This window comes from Clostridium sp. DFI.1.208, assembly GCF_024463855.1.
Classification (GTDB): Bacteria; Bacillota_I; Bacilli_A; order Erysipelotrichales; family Erysipelotrichaceae; genus Clostridium_AQ.
Window position 1 is genome coordinate 1 of record NZ_JANGCA010000126.1, and the last position, 2,794, is coordinate 2,794.

Genomic DNA, 2,794 nt, shown 5'->3' on the forward strand with positions numbered 1-2,794 from the left:
TTACCAAGAGAGCGGAAGGACCGCATAGGAGGAAATGTAAATGGAAAAGCAAGAAGTGATCTCGATCGAAGAGCTAAAACAAGGTTTCTGTTCAGAAACGATGAAACAAGGATTCTTATGGTCTGGTTATTCAAAGAATCAGTTAGACGATTATTTAAAAACACGTAAGGAACGTGATCTACTTTATCTTGTATACTCTTTAATGAATCGGTGTGATCTTTGTTTATAAAAACTTACTAAATTTCTGATTATCTTTTCATAAGTTGGTAAATGCCGATATATCCCGTATTTTAAGGCTTTATCGGTATTTTCTTTTTGGAAGATACCTTGCATAAGCTGGCATTTACCAGCATGAAAATGCAACCAAAAGTAGTAAATGAGTAGTAAATATAAGCTCCGATATTAACAAGCCAGCCTTTCCAGTTCTGCTTTTGCAGATTGAAATGTACCGTGTGCATAATAGCCGAGTGTCATGGTTATGTTAGCGTGTCCCATGAGATATTGCAGAGTGTTTGGGTTCATTCCTCTGTTTGCCATATTCGTACAATAAGTATGTCTGAATGAATGTGGTGTGATGTTCGGTAACTTATCTGTGTGATACTTGTTATACTTCTTAATCAGTCCTCGCACCATGCCCTCATAGTTTCCTGCAACTTTAGGCAAGCCCTCACGGTTTAAGAATAGGAAATTGCTGTAACCACCTACAATCAACGGTTGTGCTTTTCCTCTGTTCTTTAGTATTCTTTGGATTGCTTGATAAGCCCGTTCTGTCAATGGAAGTTCCCGTTTTCCGTTTTTGGTCTTTGGTGTTTCAATATAGTAGCCTATTTCGCTGTCTTTCAATAGCTGGTGGTCTATATTGAGTATTCTGTTCTGCATATCAATATGTGTCGTCAGTCCGCAAAATTCAGAAATACGAAGTCCCGTTTCCAGCAGAAGCACAACCTCATCATAATACTTACTGTAAATTTTATCTGTTTCCATAAAGGCAAGCAGGCGTTCTTCCTGCTCTGGTGTAAGGATAACTTTCTGCTCCGTATCATCTTCCAGAACATCACTTAGCTTAAATTCAAACGGGTTCTTTCTGATACAGTCGTCTTGTATTGCCATGTAAAATGACGCTTTCAAGGAACGCTTATAGTTATCAATCGTTTTATAGGCATATCCTTTTTCACTCATTCTGATAGCCCATTCTTTAGCGTCCGACTGTTTGACGGTATCAATCGCCCTCATACCCAACGGGTCATTTTTTAGAGCGTTCATAAGATACTGTCGTCCCTTTTCAGTAGCCCTTTTGATGTTCTTTCTTTGGCTGTTCTTCTTGTCGTAGAGCTGGCAGACTGTCATTTTACCGCCTGCTGTGTCGATACCGTCGTTAAGGTCTTTTTTAATCTGTGCTTCTTTTTCCCTCAACGATATATCATCACGCTTTCCAGCAGGTGTCTTGTCTGTAGGTACAAGTTTCCAAGAATAGATAAATTGTGGCTTTCCGTATATATCGGTATATTTATAAACGTATCTTCCGTCTTTTCGCTGGCTCTCTCCATTACGCAAATTGCGATTTTTACTGTCTTTTCGTTTTACATTAGACATAGTGTAAAGCTCCTTTCCGTCATGGAATGAGCCGTGATACGCTACATTTATTATACCATATCTACGGCTCAATGACATTAGATTTCGTCCAATGTATCTATGATTTTTTCAAATTGTTTTCGCTTAATCTGAATACGATTACCGTTCACGATAACCCAGCCAGCGTCAATATTTTCTTCGGCTAATTTACGCAATTTCTTTTCGCCAATGCGGAAGTATTTAGACGCTTCTTCAATCGTCAACGTATATTTTTCCCAGATAGGCACATCAGTATTGTTCATAATCTATGCACCCCCTTTACTGTGTGTCATTTTTTACAAGCAGACAGACGGCTTTGGAAAGCTCCATTAGTATCTCAACTATTCCCATTCTTGTGGGCAGAACCGCACCATGCGGACGTATCATTATCCTGTGAGGATAGGTCGTGGCAAAACGACTTTTCCAACAGTCGCTCTCGGATCACTGCGTGGGTCGCTCGCTTTCTTTTGAAAAGGTCGTGGCGTACAGTCCCCGTGGCTCGCTATCTCACAAACGTATCTGTCTGCTTTATTCAGTTGTCAAAGAGCTGTGGCGAAAGCGTGTTGCTTTCATGTAAAAGCAGGGGCAGAGCAGGAAAGAGGGGATTGAACAAATCATGCTCTGCGGTTACTGCTTGTTATTCTTCGGTTTCTAAAGAAATATCAAAGTCCAAAATCATTTTGATAAGTGCTTCTCTGATACGTCCCTTTAATTCCATGTCTACGACTATGCAGACATTACCATATCTGTCATAGAATGGACGCAAACAACATTTTGATATGTACGGGTCATAAAATGCCAGTATCTTTTCAATCGAATTTACGTTGCCGTCCACAGCCGACGAGATAAGGTAAAATGACGGGCGTGTGTTATTCATCATTCATGTTCTCCTTTAACTTTTTCTTGATTTCTTCAAGTGAGTTCTTCCTACTGCGGAACGACGTTGAACGGTTAATCTTTAATCTGTCGCCGATTTCTGTATCGCTCATGCCTAAGAAGAAATACATCAACAAGATTTCTCTATCTTTTTCAGACAGATACTTAATCGCTTCTGCTAAATCATCATCAAGGACACGAACCTCAATACCACATACATCAAAGGCGGTATAATCGCTTTCGTATTCGTCCCAGACTGCCAGTTTTTCCACGACGATTTCTGGAAGTTCACAATAAGAAATTTCCT

5 protein-coding genes are annotated in these 2,794 nt (G+C 39.9%); 1 reads left to right on the forward strand and 4 read right to left on the reverse strand.

Annotated elements, in window-relative coordinates:
- Positions 1 to 40: 40 nt before the first annotated feature.
- Positions 41 to 229 carry a hypothetical protein gene (locus tag NE665_RS23475; RefSeq protein ID WP_256302672.1) on the forward strand — a complete coding sequence of 63 codons (189 nt, stop codon included), beginning with the start codon at positions 41 to 43 and terminating at the stop codon, positions 227 to 229.
- Positions 230 to 402: 173 nt separating this feature from the next.
- Here NE665_RS23475 and NE665_RS23480 read toward each other — a convergent pair whose 3' ends face one another.
- The 4 genes from NE665_RS23480 to NE665_RS23495 all read right to left on the reverse strand — a co-directional run.
- Positions 403 to 1,593: a tyrosine-type recombinase/integrase gene (locus NE665_RS23480; RefSeq protein ID WP_227160451.1), complete on the reverse strand. Its 1,191-nt coding sequence runs from the start codon at positions 1,591 to 1,593 to the stop codon at positions 403 to 405.
- Positions 1,594 to 1,670: 77 nt separating this feature from the next.
- Complete coding sequence (locus NE665_RS23485) at positions 1,671 to 1,874, reverse strand: excisionase (RefSeq protein WP_004613735.1); 204 nt, start codon at positions 1,872 to 1,874, stop codon at positions 1,671 to 1,673.
- A 374-nt stretch (positions 1,875 to 2,248) separates the two neighbouring features.
- Entirely contained in the window at positions 2,249 to 2,488 is a 240-nt protein-coding gene (locus NE665_RS23490; protein ID WP_044986965.1) for a helix-turn-helix domain-containing protein, read from the reverse strand.
- A partial coding sequence (locus tag NE665_RS23495) for a sigma factor-like helix-turn-helix DNA-binding protein (protein ID WP_256302652.1) occupies positions 2,481 to 2,794 on the reverse strand: 314 nt, incomplete at its 5' end. The genes NE665_RS23490 and NE665_RS23495, both read right to left, overlap by 8 nt.